Annotated in this window: 16 protein-coding genes; 5 read left to right on the forward strand and 11 right to left on the reverse strand. The window is 70.4% G+C overall.

Going from position 1 to position 19,376, the window contains the following annotated elements; genetic code table 11:
• Nucleotides 1-58: 58 nt before the first annotated feature.
• Nucleotides 59-2,302 carry a glycoside hydrolase domain-containing protein gene (locus AB852_RS12905; protein ID WP_073787169.1) on the reverse strand — a complete coding sequence of 748 codons (2,244 nt, stop codon included), beginning with the start codon at nucleotides 2,300-2,302 and terminating at the stop codon, nucleotides 59-61.
• 320 nt (nucleotides 2,303-2,622) lie between these two features.
• Between AB852_RS12905 and AB852_RS12910 the strand changes: the two genes are divergently transcribed.
• On the forward strand, nucleotides 2,623-3,645 hold the full coding sequence (locus AB852_RS12910; protein WP_073787171.1) for an alcohol dehydrogenase catalytic domain-containing protein: 1,023 nt from the start codon (nucleotides 2,623-2,625) through the stop codon (nucleotides 3,643-3,645).
• 65 nt (nucleotides 3,646-3,710) lie between these two features.
• Here AB852_RS12910 and AB852_RS12915 read toward each other — a convergent pair whose 3' ends face one another.
• From AB852_RS12915 to AB852_RS12935, 5 genes are all read right to left on the reverse strand, one after another.
• Entirely contained in the window at nucleotides 3,711-4,199 is a 489-nt protein-coding gene (locus AB852_RS12915; protein ID WP_079184559.1) for a peptidylprolyl isomerase, read from the reverse strand.
• 199 nt (nucleotides 4,200-4,398) lie between these two features.
• Nucleotides 4,399-4,716 (reverse strand): hypothetical protein, encoded by a 318-nt coding sequence (locus AB852_RS12920; RefSeq protein WP_073787175.1) that lies wholly within the window; start codon nucleotides 4,714-4,716, stop codon nucleotides 4,399-4,401.
• A gap of 144 nt (nucleotides 4,717-4,860) precedes the next feature.
• Nucleotides 4,861-6,138, reverse strand: a complete 1,278-nt coding sequence (locus AB852_RS12925; protein ID WP_073787177.1) for an MFS transporter — start codon at nucleotides 6,136-6,138, stop codon at nucleotides 4,861-4,863.
• Nucleotides 6,139-6,219: 81 nt separating this feature from the next.
• Nucleotides 6,220-6,750 carry a carboxymuconolactone decarboxylase family protein gene (locus tag AB852_RS12930; protein WP_073787179.1) on the reverse strand — a complete coding sequence of 177 codons (531 nt, stop codon included), beginning with the start codon at nucleotides 6,748-6,750 and terminating at the stop codon, nucleotides 6,220-6,222.
• 219 nt (nucleotides 6,751-6,969) lie between these two features.
• Nucleotides 6,970-7,818: a hypothetical protein gene (locus tag AB852_RS12935; protein WP_107499211.1), complete on the reverse strand. Its 849-nt coding sequence runs from the start codon at nucleotides 7,816-7,818 to the stop codon at nucleotides 6,970-6,972.
• Nucleotides 7,819-8,188: 370 nt separating this feature from the next.
• Here AB852_RS12935 and AB852_RS12940 point away from each other — a divergent pair, with 370 nt between their 5' ends.
• The 4 genes from AB852_RS12940 to AB852_RS39715 all read left to right on the forward strand — a co-directional run bounded on the left by AB852_RS12940 (nucleotide 8,189) and on the right by AB852_RS39715 (nucleotide 12,203).
• A complete protein-coding gene (locus AB852_RS12940; RefSeq protein ID WP_073787181.1) occupies nucleotides 8,189-9,388 on the forward strand; it encodes a TetR/AcrR family transcriptional regulator in 1,200 nt (399 codons plus the stop codon).
• Nucleotides 9,385-10,017, forward strand: coding sequence for a transcriptional regulator (locus AB852_RS12945; protein WP_073787183.1), 633 nt, complete (start codon nucleotides 9,385-9,387; stop codon nucleotides 10,015-10,017). Before AB852_RS12940 ends, AB852_RS12945 begins: the two co-directional genes overlap by 4 nt.
• Before the next feature lie 169 nt (nucleotides 10,018-10,186).
• Nucleotides 10,187-11,842, forward strand: coding sequence for a pyruvate, phosphate dikinase (locus AB852_RS12950; RefSeq protein ID WP_073787185.1), 1,656 nt, complete (start codon nucleotides 10,187-10,189; stop codon nucleotides 11,840-11,842).
• A gap of 205 nt (nucleotides 11,843-12,047) precedes the next feature.
• On the forward strand, nucleotides 12,048-12,203 hold the full coding sequence (locus tag AB852_RS39715) for a hypothetical protein (RefSeq protein ID WP_178391001.1): 156 nt from the start codon (nucleotides 12,048-12,050) through the stop codon (nucleotides 12,201-12,203).
• A 174-nt stretch (nucleotides 12,204-12,377) separates the two neighbouring features.
• Here AB852_RS39715 and AB852_RS12955 read toward each other — a convergent pair whose 3' ends face one another.
• The 5 genes from AB852_RS12955 to gyrB form a co-directional block, all read right to left on the reverse strand.
• On the reverse strand, nucleotides 12,378-13,016 hold the full coding sequence (locus tag AB852_RS12955; RefSeq protein ID WP_073787187.1) for an SNARE-associated domain-containing protein: 639 nt from the start codon (nucleotides 13,014-13,016) through the stop codon (nucleotides 12,378-12,380).
• The gene (locus tag AB852_RS12960; protein ID WP_073787189.1) at nucleotides 13,009-13,758 is read right to left on the reverse strand and encodes an SDR family oxidoreductase; all 750 of its coding nucleotides are present in this window, start codon (nucleotides 13,756-13,758) and stop codon (nucleotides 13,009-13,011) included. The genes AB852_RS12955 and AB852_RS12960 overlap by 8 nt, the downstream gene beginning before the upstream one ends.
• Nucleotides 13,755-14,810: a helix-turn-helix transcriptional regulator gene (locus tag AB852_RS12965; RefSeq protein WP_073787191.1), complete on the reverse strand. Its 1,056-nt coding sequence runs from the start codon at nucleotides 14,808-14,810 to the stop codon at nucleotides 13,755-13,757. Before AB852_RS12965 ends, AB852_RS12960 begins: the two co-directional genes overlap by 4 nt.
• A gap of 127 nt (nucleotides 14,811-14,937) precedes the next feature.
• A complete protein-coding gene (locus tag AB852_RS12970; RefSeq protein ID WP_073787193.1) occupies nucleotides 14,938-17,052 on the reverse strand; it encodes a DNA gyrase/topoisomerase IV subunit B in 2,115 nt (704 codons plus the stop codon).
• A 91-nt stretch (nucleotides 17,053-17,143) separates the two neighbouring features.
• Entirely contained in the window at nucleotides 17,144-19,264 is a 2,121-nt protein-coding gene (gyrB, locus tag AB852_RS12975) for a DNA topoisomerase (ATP-hydrolyzing) subunit B (RefSeq protein WP_073787195.1), read from the reverse strand.
• Nucleotides 19,265-19,376: the final 112 nt, after the last annotated feature.

Genomic DNA, 19,376 nt, shown 5'->3' on the forward strand with positions numbered 1-19,376 from the left:
GCCTCCCCGTCACCCGACGCATCGTCAGGAACGGTCATGCCTGACGTGGCATCAGACGTCAACTCCGTTGCGCGGCGTTGTACTTCTCGAAGACGCGGTGGAGGTCGAGAGCGCGTCGGCCGTAGTTCTGCGCTTCGGCGCCGGTGCCGTTGTAGCGGGCGAGCACCGCGATGATGTCGGCGTCGCTGTAGCGGAGCCGGTCGGTGGTGACACCGACCCGGGCCGCCGAGTGGAGGTGGACGAGGGGCACGGTCGAGACGTTGTGGTCGTCGTCGTTCCGCAGCCTCGTCCACACATCCCTGCGTACATGCCAGTCGTCCAAGTCGAGAGGCGCGCCCGGGACCACGCCCGCCGCGACACAGTGGTTGCGGGCCTCGATCGCGGTCCTGGCGAAGATCTGGGCCACTCCTGTGCTGGAGTCCTCACGGATCACCAAGGGCGGGACCGGCGGATCACCCACCGGGTGCCGCTCCCACGCCTCGTGCTGTTCCCGCCAGGTGAAGTAGGTCGCGACCAGGAGTTCCACACCGGGGTCGGTCCTGTCGGCCTGGTACTCCCAGAACACCGCGGCCTGGATGAGTGCTTTGCGCATCCGCAGTGACCTGGCGAGCCCGGTGATCAGCCCGTCCATGTCGACGACCTTGGTCGCGCACTCATGGGGCCCGCGCAAGCGGCCGATGCTGCCGTGGCCGTTGTCCTCGATGTAGCGGATGAGGTCCGTGGTGAGGTCGTTCTGCCGGGCGCGGTCGAAGTCGACGTCCAGGAGGGTGTCCGGACCGCGGGGGGCGAACCGGTTCTGTCCCGGGTCCCGTCCGGAGGCGATGTTCTTGTCGATCTCGATGTACCCCGCGCCTGTGCCGACCGTGAGGGTGGTGATCTGGTCGAACGCCCAGTTCCCGGGCAGCGGGAAACCCAGGTTGCCGCTGTAGCCGGTGGACATGTCGGACACGAAGCTGGCGGTGGTCAGCCCGGCCCTGGCGAGTCGGCTACAGGTGTTGCGGGGAGCGTAGACCCCGATGCGGTACTCGCTGCCATAGGCGTGCATACGCGCCGCGAGTGCGCGGAAATGCGGGATGACCAGGCTGGTCACCTCCTCGTCGACGGCGTCGTAGTCGACGGCGAAGTAGAGGGTGGTGCCGGGCAGGAAGCCGTGTCCGCGCGCCGCCTCCAGCGCCGCCAGCGCGTCCCGGGCCCCCTGGTGGGGGTTGAAGTACTCCCGGTCGCCGCCGTTGGTCTGGTAGATCGGGAAGACGGAGAGTCCGCCCGCGGTGATCGTGGCGAGCTCGCCGGGCTGGATCTTCTTGTTCCTGGCGTTCGGGACGGCGGCGTTGGTCAGATACCGGCCGACCGTCGTGTACCCCGCCGCCCGCAGAGCCTGGGCGCGTTTCTCGGTGATCTCGGTGATGCCGTCGCACGCGGTGCCCGGCCTGGTCGGATCGCCGGTGCTCACCAGCAGGGAGGCCCAGGTGCGGAAGTCCCCTCCGCCGTGCGCCGGCAGCAGTCGCGCGAAGCGCTGGAACTCCGCGACGGTGTGCGCGAGCGCTTGCGAGTAGCGGCCGTCGAAGGCGACGTCCCAGCCGTTGAACCGCATCGCCGCCTGGAACAGACGGACGAACTGCCTGGCTCCGTCGGCCGACCCGGCCTCCAGCAGCGCTTGTGATCTGACGCCGTCCTGGGTGCCGGGCCCGAAACGGCCGTTGGCGGTGTCGTCGCCCATACCGATCTCGTACTGGAGGGCGAAGACCAACGCCTTCTGCACATCCCGGGAGAAGTGCCCGTCGCAGGGGCAGACGAAGAACTCCCGGCGGCCCACGTAACGCCCGTTGAGCCACCGCTGGATCCCACGTACCGCCTCGGTGCCGTCACCCACACGCACATACGGGTCCATGGTCAACAGCGCCTTGAACACCTTCGGTTCGAGCCCGCCGCCCGGGAACGCCCCACCGACGCCCATGTCCGACTTGATCCCGATGACCGAGTCGACGACCCGGTCGTTGTAGGAGGCGTCGATGCCGCCGCCGTCGTACCCCTTGCAGTACAAGCCGGACTGCGCGATGCGGTAGACGTTGCCGTGCCGCGTCGACCCGTCGACACACGCTCCGAACCGTGACCGCAGCGCGCTCAGCGTCGTCGGGCCGAAACTGTCCGACAGTTCCGTGATGCCCAGCTCGTACTGGAGCGCCCGGGTCAGCGCGTGCATCACCTTCCAGCTGGTCCGCCCGTTCACCTCCACCTGCGGAATGCCCGCCACGTCATAGGAGTTGATGAACCGCTGCGCCAGCTCCACCATCTCGTCAGCCATCCGGCCCTCCCCCGCACCCATCGGCTCCCGCCCCGGCAAACGGGGCACGTGCACAGGACGCCGCTCCCTGAGCCCGCCACGGCCGGGAGCACGTCCGACCGGGGGCATTCGATTCCGGCCGTCCGTCGTGCGCGCTCGGCCTCTGTCCAACGAATACCCACGGTGCGTGACCGGACGGTCCCGGGAGCCCGCCGACATCCGTTCGGGCGATCACCCCGACGGGCGAGGGGGCAGGGTAGCGACCGGCTCGGCGCGCGGGACCGGCACGGAGCTGGTGAACTGGTGGGCGGGGCCGCCATGCACTCCGGGGAGAGATCAGGATGAGCACCTATCGCGCCGCCCAGGTGGAAACCGCCGGCGGTCCGTTCCGGATGGTCGACCGCGAGGTGGAACGGCCCGGACCCGGCCACGTCAGGATCGCCGTGGAGGCCTGCGGGATCTGCCACAGCGACGCGGCGTTCGTGGAGGCCGCGGTACCGGGCATCCGGTTCCCGCTGGTCCCGGGACATGAGATCGCCGGACGTATCGAGGAGCTGGGCGAGGGGACACAGAGCGACTGGCAGGTGGGCGACCTGGTGGCGGTGGGCTGGTTCGGCGGCAGCTGCGGCCATTGCCCGCCCTGCCGACAGGGCGACTTCATCGTCTGCGAGAACCTGAAGGTCCCCGGTTGGGCATACGACGGCGGATACGCCGAGACCGTGATCGTCCCGGTCGACGCGCCGGCCCGGGTCCCGGACGCGCTGGGGGCCGCCGAGGCCGCGCCGCTGGCCTGCGCCGGGGTGACCACGTACAACGGTCTGCGGCGGGGCTCGGCCCGGCCCGGTGATCTGGTCGCGGTGCTCGGCATCGGCGGTCTGGGCCATCTGGGGGTGCGGTACGCGGCCGCCATGGGCTTCGAGACCGTCGCCATCGCCCGTGGACCCGACAAGGCCGACTTCGCCGAGGCACTCGGCGCGCACCACTACATCGACAGTACGGCGGGCACCCCCGTCGCGGACGCGCTGCGGTCGCTCGGCGGCGCCAGGACCGTACTGGCCACCGCGGCCAACTCCGACGCCATCGCGGCGACCGTGGAAGGGCTCGCGCCCCGTGGCGAACTGGTCGTCATCGGCCTGGACAGCGAGCCGCTGGGGATCAGCCCGGCACAGCTCATCATGTCCGGCAGGGTCGTGCGTGGCCATCCGTCCGGCACCTCGCGGGATGTGCAGGACACGCTCGCCTTCAGTGCCCTGCACGGCATCCGCGCGATGACCGAGACCGTACCGCTGGACGACGTGGACGAGGCGTACCGGAAGATGCTCTCCGGCGCCGCCCGCTTCCGGATGGTCCTGACCACCGGCTGACCGCGCCTGCGGTGTCCGCCGGAGCGCCACAGGGGCGGCCCGGCCGGTGGACGGCGTGCCGTGAACTAGTCGAGGCGCTTCGCGGAGAGGATGAGGACCGGCTCGACCGGGACGTCCGCCATCCCCTTCGACCGCGCGGTCCGGACGCCCGCGATCTTATCGACCACGTCCATTCCCTGGGTGACCTCGCCGAACACCGCGTAGCCCACGTCGCTGCCCGGGTCGAGGAAGCCGTTGTCACTGTGGTTGACGAAGAACTGCGCGGTCGCCGAGTGCGGGGCGCTGGTGCGCGCCATCGCGACGGTGCCGCGACGGTTCTTCAGGCCGTTGGAGGCCTCGTTCTGGATCGGGTCCCTGGTGTCCTTCTTCCGCAGGTCCCGGGTGAGCCCTCCGCCCTGCACCATGAAGCCGGGGATGACCCGGTGGAAGACCGTGTCCGTGTAGAAGCCCGAGTCGACGTACTGGAGGAAGTTCGCCGTGGTGACCGGCGCCTTCTCCTCGTCGAGGCTGATCACGATCTCTCCGAAGGAGGTGGACAGCAGAACCTGCGTCATACGAGCACTCCATGCGTCTGACGGATGATCACCACACTCTAGTCGCGCCGGTCCCACCACCCGCAGGACCGTGTCCGGGGTGGCTGTCGTGCCGTGCCGGTGGGCTCCACGTCATGCTGGTCGCGTCGTCGTCAGCCGCGTCCCTGCCTCCGCCGCCGGAGGGGCTGACAGCGACGTGGCCGGCACGACGACGAGGTCTTCATCGCTCGTCGGCGACGACGAACCGCTCGACTCCGGTGTCGGTGAGCGAGTCGGGGGAATCCAGCTGGGTCGCGGCGACGACGAGCAATTCGTACTCCGTCCGCAGGACGGGGAGCCGGTGGTGCTGGATCACCAGTCCGATCTCGTCCAGCGCCGAGTCGGACTCGCCGTTGTCCGCCAGGTCGACGACGGACGACAGCGCGCCGACGACCTGGTGCTGTTCCGCCAGGCGGCGGGCGATGCTCCTGGCGACCGAACGGACGATCGTGCCAGGTGGGTCCAGCGGAGGTCTTCCGGGTGGGGTCGGCGGGCTCATGTACGGAAACGCTCTCTGTCCGTAGGGAACGGGCGGTGCCCTGGTCGCGGTGGGGACGGGTGTCCGGCCCGGAGCGGGTGTGAAGGCACCGGTATAGCGGGTGGAAGGCACCGGTAGCGGGTGTGAGGGCACCGGTGGAGCGTTTCACGCGGCCTTGGAGAGGGTGGACCCCCTGTCCGTCCGGGGCAGTGGCCGGACGGATGTCGCGGGTCCGGTCACCGCTCGTCGTACGTCGTCGCGTGGCCACAGCAGGAGGGCGGCGACGGCGCCGACCACGGCGAGCGCCGCGAGGACGGACCAGGTGAGGCCGAAGCCGGTGTTGGTGCCGAGCCATCCCGCGACGGGGTAGGTGATCAGCCAGGCCAGGTGCGACAGGGAGAACTGGGCCGCGAACGTCTCGGGGATCGCGTGCGGTTCGACGGAGGCACGCAGGACGCTGCCGGTCGGTGTGACGATCAGCGCCATACCGACGCCGATCACGGTCCAGACGACGGCCGTTCCGGTCCATGTGGCCAGGCCGGACGCCATGAGGGCCACCGCGGCGATCGTGCCGCCGACGAGTACTCCGGCCCCGGTCATCATGACGGTGCGGGCGGCGATCCGGTCGAGTACGCGGGGCAGTACGACGGCCGCCAGGAGGGTTCCGCCGCCGGAGGCGGCGAGCATCCAGGCGACGTCCGACTGCGAGCCGCCGAGCTCGTCACGGACGTAGTTGACGGTGTTGACGACGACGATCGATCCTGCCGCCGCGACCACGAGATTGAGCGCCATGACGCCGCGCAGCCGCGGTGTCCTGAGGAATGTCCTGGTCCCTGCCGCCATCTTGTCCCACGCCCGGGTGTGGCTGCTGGGGCGGGCGTCGGGGACCCGCGTGAACAGGATGAGCGCGGCGGAGAGGAGGAACCCGACGGAGGTGCCCAGGAACAGCGAGTCGAAGCTCATGAACGCCAGGGCGACCGCCGCGAGTACGGGACTGAGCAGGCTCTCCATCGTGTAGGCGGCCTGGGAGGCGGCCAGGGCACGTGTGTAGTCGGACTCATCGGTGACGATGTCGGGGATGACGGCCTGGAACGTCGGGGTGAACGCCGCCGACGCGGCTTGCAGCAGACCGATCAGGACGTAGATGTGCCAGACCTCGCTGACGAGCGGCAGTGCCAGGACGACTCCGGCGCGCACCACGTCGAGGAGGACCAGGAGAGTTCTTCTGGGGAAGCGGTCGACGTACGCGGCGGCGAGGGGGGCTATGACCACGTACATGAACATCTTGACGGTCAGGGCGGTGCCGAGGACGGTGCCGGCGCGCGGGCCGGCGAGGTCGTAGGCGAGCAGTCCGAGGGCCACGGTCGTCAGTCCGGTGCCGAACAGGGCGATGATCTGTGCGCTGAAGAGGCGGCGGTAGTCACGGATGGCGAACAGGCTCATGACGTGTTCCTTCCAGGTCCGGGCGGTGGGGCACGGCCTCGGCGCGGAGGCCGTGCCCCACAGAAGGCGGCCGGGATGTCTCTAGTCATCGGCGCCGCTCCCTGGGGTGAGGCCGGCGAGGAGGTTGAAGGCACCGGTGAGGATGTTGAGTGCGACGACGCCGACGACGTCGGCTATCGCGCGGTCGCTGTAGCCGTGCTCACGCAGCGCGGTGACCTGTTCGTCGGTGATCGACGTCGGCTCGCGGTACACCTGGAGGGCGAGGGTGATGATCGCCGCGATCGCGGGATCGGCCGAGGTGCCCGTACGGGCCCGCTCGATCTCCTGCTCGTCCACTCCCAGCCTGCGGGCGGCACTGACATGCGCGTCGAGACACAGTCCGCAGCCCTGGAGTACCTGGACCGCGATCGAGATCCGTTCGCTGACCGCGCGGTCGAGTTTGGCTCGCCCCATGGCCCGGCTGAGCTGTAGATAGCCGCCCAGGACGGCGGGCGAGTGCGCCATCGTGGAGACCATGTCGCCTACCTGGCCGTGCCGGGAGACCAGCTCGGCGAGCAGGTCGCGTGAGGCGCCGACCGCGGTATCGGGCGTGAGGCGGGTCAGGCGGGTCATGACGGTCCTTCCGGTACGGGGATCTTCCGGGGCGACGGGGATGTCCCGGGGGCGGGGTTTTCCAGGGGCGGGGTGTGCCGGGGCGGCGCGGTGCCCCGGGGGACGGATGTTCCAGTGCGGCGAGGTGTCCCGGGGGCCGGGGGCGGCGGGGCGCTCGGGGAGTCGAGCGCCCCTCGGCCGTGTGCTGCTCGCGGCGGCTGATCGGTGATGCCGACGCGGTCAGTGCTGTGCGTGGTGGCCGTGGTGGCCGGTGTGCTCGGTTGCGGCCGGGGTCGCCGCTTGCGCGCGGGAGGCGGTCCCGCTGGTCCGCACGGTGAACTCGGCGGTCCGGACGACGTCGTCGTGCTGGAAGTCCAGGTAGAGGCGGTAAGTGCCGCCCGACGGCGCGACCGCCATGAAGGTGATCCGGGGCCCCGGCTCGGTGGTGCCGTCACCGGGCTCGCCGTCCGGGTGGACGTGGAGATAGCCGAGGTCCCCGACCCGCAGCGCCACCAGATGCCCGTACGCGGCCAGGTAGGGCTGGAGGTCGGTGACGGGGTGCCCGTTCCTGCTGACGGTGAGCGTCAGATCGCTCGCCTCGCCGGGTACGAGTTCGCCGTCGAGGGTGACGGTGTACTCGCCGACGCGGGCGGTACGGGTGTCCTCGGAAATCGGCTGCGGGTCGTACCGCCCGGCGACCGATACGTCGATCCCCAACGTCATCGTCCCGTCGTGGCCGGTCGGGTGGATGTCGGCGAAGAGTCTCCAGGCCCCCGGCTCCAGGGCCAGCTCGACGCTCCAGGTGCCGCTCCCGTCCCGCACCGGGTGCACGTGCTGGAACCCGGTCGTGTCGCGCCGGACGGCGATGAGGTGCAGTTCCTTCCCGTGCTCGGGCGTGAACGCGGTCACCGGCTGTCCGTCGGGACCGGTCACCCGGAAGGTGACCGTCCGCACCCCGGCCGGAAGGATCGTCGCGTCGAGCTCAAGCGTGTAGCCGTTCTCGGAGACCGACAGCCCACCGGGACGGGCTCCGCCCTGGCCGCTGTGGCCGCTGTGACTGGTCATGTCGTGGCCGGAATGGTTCTTCATCGTGTCTCCACCTGTGCGATGCGTGTGTGTCGTGTGCTGTGCGATCAGTCGTCGTGAGATCAGTCGTCGTGCGTTGCCCCTGTCCGGGACATCCACCATAACCATATACCCCCTGGGGGTATTTCCGTCAGGGGTTTTTCGACGGATGGCATGTCATCACGGATTCCCGCACCGGGAGTCGCGCCGCGCCCCGCGACCCTGGAACCGCGCCCACGGGGTCGGGCCTGTGGGGCCCGCCCTCGGAGCCGGACCCCGCTACCGGCGGCGGCCGTCCCGCCACGGACGGCGCACTCAGATGTCCTCATCATCGGGATGTTCCGTGTATCTTCGGCTCTGAATGACGGTGGATAGACATTGGGGGAACTCGCGGATGGTGCGGTTGACCCGGGCTCAGCAGCAGGAGCGCACGCGCGCGGCGGTACTCGACGCGGCGCGGGACGAATTCATCGAGCGCGGGTACCCGGCGGCGAAGGTGGACGGGATCGCCGAGCGGGCCGAACTGACGCGTGGCGCGGTGTACTCGAACTTCCCGAGCAAACGCGCCCTGTATCTGGCGGTGCTGGTCGACATGGTCGAGCACGACGTCACCGCGGAACAGCACGCCGACACGCTCCCGCCACCCGCGGCGCCCTCCGCCTCGTCCGCCTCGTCCGTCACCGACGCGTTGGGTGCGTTCGCCCGGACCTGGCTCGAACGCATGCCCCTGGCCGACAGTTCCTCCTCCCTGGGTCGGTTGCACCCCGGTTCCCCGGCGGGGGTTCTCGACGACGAACCGATCCGCGACGCGTTCGGACAGCTGACCCGTGTCGAGGCGCTGCTGCTGGCGCTCGCCCTTGAGTCGTACGCGCCCGCCGACGCACCGTCCGGGCGGCAGGTCCGGCGGGCCCGACTGGTGCTGAGGCTGCTGGACGGGCCGGGGGCCTCGGCGAATCCGGCGCTCCAGTTCGGCGATCCCTTCGACATCGTGCTGGCCTGCGCGCATCTGGGCGGGCTCGACCTCGCCGACGAGTGGGACCCTCCGCACCTGCCCTACGTCCGGCCGGCCCGGGCCTGCCGGGACCGTTGGGCACCGCCGCCGGAGCTGCGGGACCTCCTCACGCACCGGCCCGTCGGCTTCACCGGGGACGGAGTGATCACGTTCCTCGGCACCCACCGCCTGGAAGCCGCCGAGGAGGCCGTCCGCGCCGCACGGACCGGCGACCGGATCACCGTGGCCGTCACGACGGCGGACCCGGCCGAGACCGGCCGCCTCGTGCAGCTGAGGGCCGGTGACTTCGCGCGCTGCCTGCGGCGGGTGTTCGAGCCCGGCGCCTGGCCGCGGCTGCGCCTCGTCCTTGACGAGGGCGGCCTGCTGGCGTCGGCCGCAGGCGTACCGGACGCCGATGACGACACCGAGTACGCGGTACGTGTGCGGGACGGCGATATCGTCGCCCGGGCCGGGGGACGTGGTGCCGCCCATGCGGCGGCCGCCTTCGGTCTCCCCACCGCGGCGGACTCCCCCGTCGCCCCCGACGGGACGCCGTCCCCACCGTCCGGACGCGGTCACCGCACCCCTGGAGCCACGTCATGACCCGGCCCGTCCCGTCCCACGCGACCAGCGCCGAACTGCTGGTGCTGCACACCCTCCGCTGCGTCGGTGTCTCCGGGCTGTCCAGGGTGGCCGGGGCGACAGGGCTCACCGAGTCCGACACCGAGTCGGAACTGATCGACCTCGCCTTGGCCGGACTCGTCACCCGCACCTCGGGCGACTTCGGCGGATGGGGACTCACGGAGGACGGCCGGGTCGCGGACGCCGAGCGGATCGCCGACGAGGTCGCGGCAGCCGGAGCCCGGCCCCGGCTCACCGCGGCGTTCGATCGGTTCCTGCTCCTCAACCCCGAGTTGCTCGACCTCTGCACGTCATGGCAGACCCGCACCATGGGCGGCACCATGACGATGAACGACCACAGCGACCCCGCGTACGACGCCCAAGTGCTGGACCGGTTCACGGAGTTCCACCGGCGCGCCGAGCCCGTCTGCGCCGAGCTGGCCGCGGCGCTTCCCCGCTTCCAGCGCTACGCCGTGCGGCTGGGCGACGCCCTCGCCCGGGCGCGGGCCGGCTCCCTGGAGTACGTGACGGACAGCACCTCGTCGTACCACACCGTGTGGTTCCAGCTGCACGAGGACCTGCTGACCACCCTCGGTATCCCACGCCACTGAACCGCGACTCCTCACCCGTCACCCGTCACCCGTCACCCGTCACCCGTCACCCGTCACCCGTCACCCGTCACCCGTCACCCGTCACCCGTCACCCGTCACCCGCGATGGTGCGCATCGGCGCGGGACTTGCGGCCGAGCCTGCGAAGGCGAACGCAGAGATGACCACGCGATGACCTGGATTCACCCGCTCTCGCCCGAGGTCGAGGAGAGCGTGGAAGTGCTCGGGGCCAAGGCGCACGGTCTCGTCGTGCTCCGCCGTCTGGGACTCCCCGTGCCGCCGGGCTTCGTGATCAGCACGGAGGTGTGCCGCGCCTTCCTCCGCGCCGGACGACTGCCGAGCGGCTTCGGCACCCAACTTGCGGCAGCCGTGGCCGACCTCGAAGCCGTCACACATCGCAGGCTCGGCGGTGCGGAACGGCCGCTCGTGTTGTCCGTCCGCTCCGGCGCCAGTGTGTCCATGCCCGGCATGATGAGCACCGTCCTCAACCTCGGGCTCACCACCGGGGCGACCACCGCTCTGGCCGACGAGACGGGCGACCTTCGGTTCGCGCTCGACTCACGGCTGAGGTTCCTGACCGGCTTCGCCTCCGAGGTCCTCGGCGTGGGCCCGGCGACCCTGGCGGGCATCGATCATGCGCCCGCCCGACAGAGCACCAGCACCAGCACCAGCAGCCGTCTCACCCAGGCGATCCATGATGTCGAACGGCTCATCGCGGAACGCGGTGGCGACACCGTGTCCGAGGACGCCGCCCGGCAGTTGGAGTCGGCAGTGACAGCCGTGTTCTCGTCATGGAACACACCTCGCGCGAAGGCCTACCGCGAACTGCACGGCATCCCGCACGACCTCGGCACCGCCGTTACCGTCCAGTTGATGGTGTTCGGGAACCGTGACCAACACAGCGGTACGGGGGTCGCGTTCAGCCGCGACCCCAGCACCGGCGAGCATGTCCCTTTCGGTGAGGTCATGTTCGGCCGCCAAGGTGATGACGTCGTCTCGGGCACCTCGCTGACCGGTCCCCTGAGCGAACTCGCCGACCGGGAACCCGCCATGTGGACGCGTCTGCTGTCCGCCCTGACGCGGCTGGAGGAGCACTATCGAGACGCGTGCTACGTCGAGTTCACCTTCGAGGCGGGCGAGCTGTGGGTGCTTCAGGTGCGACCCGGACGATTCGTCGGGCGCGCGGCGGTACGCGTCGCGGTCGACCTCGCCGACGCGGGCAAGATCGGGCGCGACGAAGCGCTGCTCCGCGTCTCACCGCACCACCTCGCCCAGCTGCGTACGCCTCGGATCGCGGCGACCGGACCCGGGGCCGTTTTCACCCGAGGGCTGGGCGCCTCCCCCGGAGTCGCTGTCGGCCGAGTGGCGACCACCGCCGACAGCGCGGTACGGCTTGCCGCACGAGGACCGGTCGTCCTGATACGGCCGGAGACCTCCCCGCTCGACATGCACGGCCTGGCCGCCGCCTCCGGGGTGGTCACCGCTCGTGGCGGCCCGGCCAGTCACGCGGCCGTCGTGGCGCGCTCGCTGGGGAAGCCCGCCGTCGTGGGTGCCGCGGGTCTCACCGTGGACCCCGTCGGCGGCACCGTCCGGGCAGGCGGACGTACCCTGCCCGAGGGCACCCTCGTCGCACTCGACGGGACGAGCGGAGAGGTCGTAGTCGGCGAACCTCGCGTCACCACGTCCTCGGCCGACCCTCAGCTGCACCGCTTGCTCGCCTGGGCCGACGACATCACGGCCGACGAGCCCACGGGCCGCACCGAACCCGAACGCCTCGCCGCGGCCCAGGCCGTCCTCCGCCGAACCGGCCGAGCAGCGACAGGCTGACCGCACGCACGACGGCGCGCGGAACGCCCCTCCGGTTCCGCGCGCCGCCACGTCAACTGGCCTGGTGTGTGCGGGGTATGGGCCCGACCGGCGTTGACAAGCCGTGCCACCACCGCGTTGAGTTGCCCGCGCGATGGTCCGGTCCGGGAGCATCGCGGTGCCCAGGTCCGCTGCGGCACTTCGACAGTCCGGGAGGGGAACCCCGATGGAGCTTCGATTCATAGCCGGGCCGGTGAGCGTGGGGGCAGGGGGCGTGGCGCTGGCCTTCGCGGACGTAGCCGTCGGGTGGTGGATCGCGTGGACCGTCTGCGCGCTCGTCACGGCCGCCTCGGTCGCGTACATGATCCGGCTCAGCCGCTGAACCGGATGCCGGGTGCGGGGTCGCCCCGCGATATGGGTAGCTGTGCGGCGCGGGCGGGAGCGGTGTTCCCGTCTGGGTCGGCGCCGGTTCGGCCGGTGGGTGGAGGTCCGAACACCATTGCGGTCCGGACTGGTTGAGCACCTGGTCACGCGACCGCGAGAGGGCTCGTACCGCTCACCCCACCCGCACGCGCCGTTCGTCCACCTCGGCGAGCACGCGGTCGATCCGGCGTGACCTGCGCAGCAGGGCCGGGGCCTTCGCCCCGGCCAGGGCGAGAAGGGTGACGGGGAGCGGGCGGCCCGCCAGTACGGCCAGGGCGACCGTCCAGGGCGGTATCCCGGCCAGCGCGCACATCACCACGGCGGCCCGGGGCGTCCACGGCAGCAGCGCGAGAGCGGCCAGCGCCCACCCGCCGTGGCGCTCCACCAGCCCGGCGACCTCCCGTAGTTCCGCCCGGCCCGGCGCGACGGCGCCCACCGTGTCCAGCAGCCAGGGTCCGGCCGCGTGGACTGCGGTCGCGACCAGGAAGGCTCCCAGTACCGACGCGGCGACGAAGGTCAGGGCGATCACCCGCCAGCGTCGGGGATGGAGCGCCGACAACCCGATGAGCAGCATCTGGTTGGGCAGGACCGGCAGTACGTAGTCGCTCAGCGGGAAGACACCGAGCGCAGGAAGGAACCACCGCCGGTGCGCGGCCCGGTCCAGCCGCAGCAGCAGCCGTACCGTGCGGCTGGCGGAGTTCTCCCGGGCGGCGGGAACGGGAACGGAAGCGCCGGGGGCCGGATCGGGGACGGGGGCCAGGGACTCAGCCATGGCGCAGGGACCGGTATCCCAGCGACGGCGAGAGGCGCATCAGGGACGGCAGGAGGCGCGCCTTGCCGACGTAGATCTCCGTCCGGTCCCGGCGGATGCCCTCGATCACCGCGTGTGCCGCCTGCGCCGCGCTGATCTTGCCCCGGCCCCGGCCACGCGTCATATCGGTGTCCACGAGCGGGAGGACCGCGTCGATCACCCGGATGTGCGGCGCCCCGTCCTCGCACTGGTAGCGCAGCGACCGCGTGAACGTCCGCACCGCCGACTTGGCCGCGCAGTACACGGGTGCCGAGGGCTTGGGCACGATGGCGAGTCCGCTGGTGATGTTCACGATCGCGGCCTCGGAACGGCTGCTGAGATGGGGAAGCAGCCCGGTGGAGAGGGAGATGACGGCGTCCAGATTGACGGCGAGTTCCCGCCGGAGCAGCGGTCGTGAGGCGCGCGGATCGGCGGTGAGGAAGTCGCTGGGGTTCTGCACTCCGGCGTTGTTGATGACGACCGAGAGTCCGGGGTGGCGGCCGGGCAGTTCATCGCCGAAGGTGTCGACCGCGTCCGGATCGGAGAGATCGACCACCTCGGCGGACACCCGGTCGCCGTACTCGGCTTGCAGGGCCACGAGGGGTCCGGGCGCGCGGCCCACGGCCACCACATGCGCGCCGAGCCCGACCAGCTGCCGGGTCATCTCCCTGCCGATGCCGCGCGCCCCGCCGGTGACGAGCACCGTTGTGCCGGTGAGCTTCATGCGGTCCTTCTCCTCGCTGCTTCATGGGTACGGGCCGTCGTCCGCGCGTCGGGGCCCGTCCGCACACCCGTCGGCGCATCCGTCCACTCACACGTCCGCTCGTCCGGTCGCTCGTCCGGTCGCTCGTCCATGTCGGACACCGTGTCCGGGCCGGGTCGCCGGAACGCCGACCTGTAGGCCGCCGGTGTCATCGCGGTGCGGAGCCCGAAGTGGCGGGTGAAGTGCGGCTGGTCCGCGTAGCCGCAGGCGAATCCGATGACGCCGATGCTGTGGGCGCTCCGCAGGAGCAGCGCCGCGGCGGCCTCCGTGCGGAGCTCGCCGAGGAGTCCGGTGAAGCCGCCGTCACCCGCCAGCCGCCGTTGGAGGCTCCGCACCGGCAGGCCCAGTTCGGCGGCGAGGGCGGCGAGTGTCCAGCGCCGGGCGAGATCGGCGCCGAGCAGTTCCCGGGTGCGTGCGACAGCGTCCGTACCGGCCCGCGCCGGGCGCGGGTGCACGGGTGGTGCGGTGCCGGACCAGGTGAACCGCCAGAGCCCGCCGCCGTGACCGGGCGGTGCCGCCGTGACGGTGCCGTCGGCGAACACAGTGGTCGGCTCCCCGTACCCGGCGCCGACGACGAGATCCCGGGCACCGGTCAGCGGCAGCAGCGCGGTCAGTACGCCGAGAACGACCGCGTCCTCGGCGGGTTCGGGCGGTTCCATGGGTGGTCCCACATGCTCGGCGACGAGATGTCCCGTACCGGATTCCCGTACCACCACCCGGTGCCGTGAGTGGGTGAACCGCTCCAGCCGCTGCCACCGGGCGAACAGGTCCCCCGGGCCGACCGCGCTCAGCAGCGCGGACACGGCCGGGTCGGACGGGCTGGCCGGCATCAGTGAGCCTGCCCGCAGCAGCGGCAGCAGCCCGTGATCGCGCGCCACGTCCCTCAGGAACCGCCGCTTCGCCTCGAACGGCAGCAGCGCCCCGCCGCCCCCCGGAGCGACGACCCGGATGCCCTCACCTGCCAGCGCCCGCTGGACCAGCGCCACCAGTCTGGCGCTCGCGAACTCGTCCATGACCAGCGCTCCTTCCGTCCTCACCGCGTCTTCCGGACACGTTAGGCGGGTTGACGGAAGGTGTCTTGAACGATCGCGCCACCGCATCGGAGGTCCTGCCGGGTACGTACCTCCGGAGCAGTGGGGCTCAGGTGTCGATGCGGGAGCGGTCCAGGGTGGCGGCGGAGCTGGTGATGAACTCCTTGCGCGGGGCGACCTCGTTGCCCATGAGCAGGTCGAAGACCGACTCGGCCGAGTCCAGATCGCCGATGTTGATCCGGCGCAGGGTGCGGAAGCGGGGTTCCATGGTGGTCTCCGCCAGCTGGTCGGCGTCCATCTCGCCGAGGCCCTTGTAGCGCTGGATCGAGTCCTTGTATCGGACCTTTCGGCGCCGGTACTCCAGCAGGGTCTGGCGCAGCTCGTTGTCCGAGTAGGTGTAGACGTACTTGTCCTGGCCCTTCTTGGGCTGGACGAGTTCGATCCGGTGCAGTGGCGGCACGGCAGCGAAGACGCGGCCCGCAGCGACCATCGGACGCATATAGCGCTGGAACAGCGTCAGCAGCAGGCAGCGGATGTGCGCGCCGTCCACATCGGCGTCCACGAGCAAGATGATCTTCCCGTACCGGGCCGCGTCCAGGTCGAAGGTACGCCCCGAACCCGCTCCTATGACCTGGATGATCGCCCCGCACTCGGCGTTCTTCAGCATGTCCGAGACGGACGACTTCTGGACGTTGAGGATCTTGCCCCGGATCGGCAGCAACGCCTGGAACTCGGAGTTCCGGGCCAGCTTCGCCGTACCCAGCGCCGAGTCACCCTCCACGATGAACAGCTCACTGCGCTCCACATCGTCACTACGGCAGTCCGCCAGCTTCGCCGGCAGCGACGACGACTCCAGCGCCGTCTTCCGACGCTGCGCCTCCTTGTGCTGACGAGCCGCGATCCGGGTCCGGGCAGCCGCGACGATCTTCTCCATCACGGCACGGACCTGCTGTTTGTCGTCCCGTTTGGTGGAGGTCAGATATGCCTTGAGCTCCTTGGCGACGACGGCCGCGACGATCCGGGTGGCCGCCGACGTACCGAGGACCTCCTTGGTCTGGCCCTCGAACTGCGGCTCGGCCAGCCGTACGGTGACGACCGCCGTCATGCCCTCCGTCGCGTCGTCCTTGGCCACGTCGTCCTCGGCCACGCGCAGCAGCTTCGTGGCGCGCAGCACCTCGTTCACGGTCTTGGTGACCGAGCGTTCGAAGCCGGAGAGGTGGGTGCCGCCCTTGGAGGTGGCGATGATGTTCACGAACGATTTCACGTTCGTCTCGTAGCCCGTGCCCCAGCGCAGGGCGATGTCCACACCGAGCTCGCGGGTGACCTCGGTGGCGGTCATATGGCCGCGGTCGTCGAGGACCGGGACGGTCTCCTTGAAGCTGCCCGTGCCGGTGAGGCGCAGGACGTCGCAGACCGCCTTGTCCTGGGCGAGGTATTCGCAGAACTCGCCGATCCCCCCGTCGAAGCGGAAGGTCTCCTCGGTCTTGCCGGACCCTTCCAGGGCGCGCTCGTCGCGGACGACGATCGTCAGACCGGGGACGAGGAATGCCGTCTGGCGGGCGCGCTGGTGGAGCGTGTCCAGCGTGAGCTCGGCGTCCTTGAGGAAGATCTGCCGGTCCGCCCAGTAACGCGTCCGGTTCCCGGTGCCGTTCGCGTTGCGGCTCCGCACCTTCCGCTTGCGCAGCCCTCCGCCCGGGGTGAAGTCGGCGTCCTCACCGGGTCCGGAGTAGTGGCCGGGCACGCCGCGGCGGAAGCCGATCAGGTAGGTGTGGCCCGCCCGGTCCACTTCGACGTCGAGGCGGGCCGAGAGGGCGTTGACGACGGAGGCGCCGACCCCGTGCAGTCCGCCGGAGGCCGCGTACGAGCCGCCGCCGAACTTGCCGCCGGCGTGCAGCTTGGTCATGACGACCTCGACCCCGGAGAGGCCGGTCCGGGGCTCGACGTCCACGGGGATGCCGCGGCCGTTGTCGCGGACCTCCACGGAGGAGTCCTCGTGGAGGATCACCTCGATGTGGTCGCAGTACCCGCCCAGGGCCTCGTCGACGGAGTTGTCGATGATCTCCCAGAGGCAGTGCATCAGGCCACGGGTGTCGGTCGACCCGATGTACATACCGGGCCGCTTGCGGACGGCCTCCAGTCCTTCGAGGACGAGCAGGTGCCTCGCGGTGTAGTCGGAGCCGTCTCCGGCCGGGGTGCGGGGACGGGCGGAAGGCGGGGTGCTCACGCGTTCGCTCCAGGTACAGAGGATGGGTGGGTGACGCGGCCGGGGCCCGCGAGCGCGGGCCCCGTACCGGAAAGACGCGACTGCCGTGGGCTCAGATGTCGAGGAAGCGGACGTCCTTGGCGTTGCGCTGGATGAACTGGCGGCGGGCCTCGACGTCCTCACCCATGAGGACGGAGAAGAGGTCGTCGGCCTGCGCGGCGTCGTCCAGGGTGACCTGGCCGAGCACGCGGTGCTCGACGTCCATGGTGGTGATGCGCAGCTCCTCGGCGTTCATCTCGCCGAGGCCCTTGAAGCGCTGGATGGAGTCCTCCCGGATGCGCTTGCCGTTCTGGCGGCCCAGCTCGATCAGCGCGTCGCGCTCACGGTCGGCGTAGGCGTACTCGAAGTCGTCCCGGCCCCACTTGATCTTGTACAGGGGAGGGCGCGACAGGTAGACGTGACCGGCCTCGACCAGGGGGCGCATGAAGCGGAAGAGGAACGTCAGCAGCAGGGTGTTGATGTGCTGGCCGTCGACGTCGGCGTCCGCCATCAGGATGATCTTGTGATAGCGCAGCTTCGCGATGTCGAAGTCCTCGTGGACCCCGGTACCGAAGGCACTGATCAGCGCCTGGATCTCGGTGTTCTGGAGGATCTTGTCGATCCGGGCCTTCTCGACGTTCAGGATCTTGCCGCGGATCGGCAGGATGGCCTGGTACATCGGATTGCGGCCGGACTTGGCGGAGCCGCCGGCGGAGTCGCCCTCGACGATGAAGATCTCGCACTTGGTGGGGTCGTTCGACTGGCAGTCCGACAGCTTGCCCGGCAGGGACGCCGTCTCCAGCAGGCCCTTGCGACGGGTCAGGTCGCGCGCCTTGCGGGCCGCCACGCGCGCGTAGGCCGCCTGGATCGACTTGCGGATGATGTCCGCGGCCTCGTTGGGGTTGCGGTCCAGCCAGTCGGCGAGGTGCTGGTTGACGACCTTCTGGACAAAGGTCTTCGCCTCGGTGTTGCCCAGCTTGGTCTTCGTCTGGCCCTCGAACTGCGGCTCACCGAGCTTGACCGAGATGATCGCCGTCAGACCCTCGCGGATGTCGTCGCCCGTGAGGTTGTCGTCCTTCTCGCGCAGCAGCTTCTTGTCGCGCGCGTAGCGGTTGATCAGCGCGGTCAGCGCGGCGCGGAAGCCCTCTTCGTGGGTACCGCCCTCGTGGGTGTGGATCGTGTTCGCGAAGGAGTAGACGCCCTCGGTGTAACCGCTGTTCCACTGCATCGCGACCTCAAGGGACAGGAGCCTGTCCTTGTCCTCGGCCTCGATGTCGATGACGGTCTCGTGCACCACCTCGCCCTTGCGGGAGTTGAGGTACTTCACGAAGTCGACCAGGCCGCCCTCGTAGTGGTACGAGACCGTGCGCGCGTGCGCATCGGTGTCGTCGCTCGGCTGGTCGGTGTCGGCACCGGCCGTGGCCTTCGCGGAGTCGCGCTCGTCCGTGAGTTTGATCGTCAAACCCTTGTTGAGGAACGCCATCTCCTGGAAACGCCGCGACAGCGTCTCGAAGGAGTACTCCGTGGACTCGAAGATGTCCGGGTCGGCCCAGAAGGTGACGGACGTGCCCGTCTCGTCGGTGGCCGCGCCGCGCGCCAGCGGGGCGGTCGGGACGCCCAGCTTGTAGTCCTGGGTCCAGTGGTGGCCGTCGCGCTTGACCTCGACGGCGACCCGGGTGGACAGGGCGTTCACCACGGAGACACCCACACCGTGCAGACCGCCGGAGACCGCGTAGCCGCCGCCTCCGAACTTGCCGCCCGCGTGGAGCACGGTCAGCACGACCTCGATGGCCGGCTTGTTCTCCGAGGGCACGATGTCGACGGGGATGCCGCGGCCGTTGTCGATGACCCGGACGCCGCCGTCGGGCAGGATCGTGACGTCGATGGTGTCCGCGTGACCGGCCAGCGCCTCGTCCACGGAGTTGTCGACGACCTCGGACACGAGGTGGTGCAGACCGCGCTCACCGGTCGAGCCGATGTACATGCCAGGGCGCTTGCGGACCGCGTCCAGTCCTTCGAGGACGGTGATCGCGCTCGCGTCGTACGACGAGGACACGCTGTGCGCGCTCTCGCGGGCCGCGGGTGCTTCCGGTACGGCCTCTGCGGCCGCGGCGGAATCGCCGGAGCCGGTGGAAGGGATGTTCTCGTTGGGGTTGCCGGAATCGGCCACGAAGCGCCCTTTCTGGCACAGCACAAGCCAGTCGCCCGGCGGTGGCCGGAGCGGCTGCGGCGTGATGCGTGGGTAAGCCTGTATCAGCGTTGCTCGGTGTGTGTCCCCCGAGTGCGGCGGGATTGTGCTCCAGTCT

It is taken from the genome of Streptomyces uncialis, assembly GCF_001905345.1.
GTDB lineage: Bacteria > Actinomycetota > Actinomycetes > Streptomycetales > Streptomycetaceae > Streptomyces > Streptomyces uncialis.